The 1,359-nt window shown below is 70.5% G+C and carries 2 protein-coding genes; both read left to right on the top strand.

Annotated elements, in window-relative coordinates; all coding sequences use genetic code 11:
• The first annotated feature begins 158 nt into the window (after positions 1-158).
• On the top strand, positions 159-686 hold the full coding sequence (locus tag AC1D15_RS32440; RefSeq protein WP_465114611.1) for a GNAT family N-acetyltransferase: 528 nt from the start codon (positions 159-161) through the stop codon (positions 684-686).
• A gap of 64 nt (positions 687-750) precedes the next feature.
• On the top strand, positions 751-1,359 hold a 609-nt coding region (locus AC1D15_RS32435), incomplete at its 3' end, for an NMCC_0638 family (lipo)protein (RefSeq protein ID WP_477829296.1).

Genomic DNA, 1,359 nt, shown 5'->3' with positions numbered 1-1,359 from the left:
GTTCACGGTGGCAGGGCGTGTGCTGGTGCTGATCGTGAAGCCAGTGTGCATGCCGCACGCAGGCGGTGCGCCCCCGTAACCGAACGGTCGTACGTCGACCCGAAGCCGGGGGGCAGGTAAGCTGCACGGGCACTTCACAACTGACACAGGTCACTTGCATGACGATCACGATCCGGCGCGCCTGCCCCGATGACGCTCCCGCCTATGCCCGCATCATGGGCGATCCGCAGGTGTTCCCGGGCTTGATGCAGATGCCGCATACCGATGCGCCTTCCTGGAAGGCGCGGCTCACCGACACCTGCGCGCCGGGCAAGACCGACCTGCCGCTGGTGGCCGAGTTGAATGGCGAGGTGGTGGGCACCGCAGGATTGCACCCGGTCGGGCCGCAGACGCGCCGGCGGCACGTGCTGGTGCTGGGCATCTCGGTCGCCCCGTCGGCGCAAGGCCAGGGCGTGGGCAGCGCGCTGATGGCCGCGATGTGCGATTACGCCGACAACTGGGTCGGCGCGCTGCGCCTGGAACTGCACGTCTACACCGACAACCTCGTCGCGCTGCGCCTCTATCGCAAGTTCGGCTTCGAGATCGAAGGCACCTTCAAGGGCTATGCGTTGCGCGACGGGCAGTATGTGGATTCGCACGCGATGGCGCGTTTCCACCCGAACCCACCGCGCATCGCGACCGGCTGACGGGCGCCTGTGCGACCATCTCGCCCTCGGCAACGCGGCAGCGACGGAAGGGCAGGACGTGAGCATGGTCAGAGGCAATCGATTCGTCGTGGCGGACATCGGGCAGGCGGCGATGCTTGCGTTGTGGGTGGCGCTGCCCGGGCTGGCGGCCGCGCAGTCAGTGACACCGTCGGTGGTGGAACCGGCGGTGACGTTCCCGGTGAAATCGGCGGCGGAGCTGGTCACGACGCCGCTGACGACGCCGCCAGCCGACGCCGAGCCGGCGCCCGACGGTGCGGCGCTGCGCTCGATCTGGGCCGACCCGCGCGCCGTGGCCCGCCTGTTCCGCGACGCCTGCGTGCAGACCGAGGGCCAGGCCGCTGCCGCGGTCGACTGGGCCCTGGCCCAGGGCTTCTTCCCGGTCGACCCGATGCGCGGCTCCACCGATGAACTGCTGGCCGGCGAGCCCGGCTCGGTGCTTGCTGCACCGGGCAGCGACAGCCGCGTGCTGCTGGTGGCCGCGCAAGGCTCGCGCTGCATGGTGTGGGCCGAGCGTGTGTCCGGACCGGGCCTGCGGCTGGCGCTTGTCGAGCTGACCGGCGAACTCGGCGGCAAGGGCGCCCGTGTGCAGCTGCAGGCGGAGCGCAACATCGAACGCTCGGGCGCCTGGCGCAGCCAGATGCAGTGGCGCTAC

The organism is Rhizobacter sp. P2_H2 (assembly GCF_056403375.1).
The sequence above is the reverse complement of the archived record's forward strand: the minus strand, read 5'-3'. Positions and strand labels throughout refer to the sequence as shown.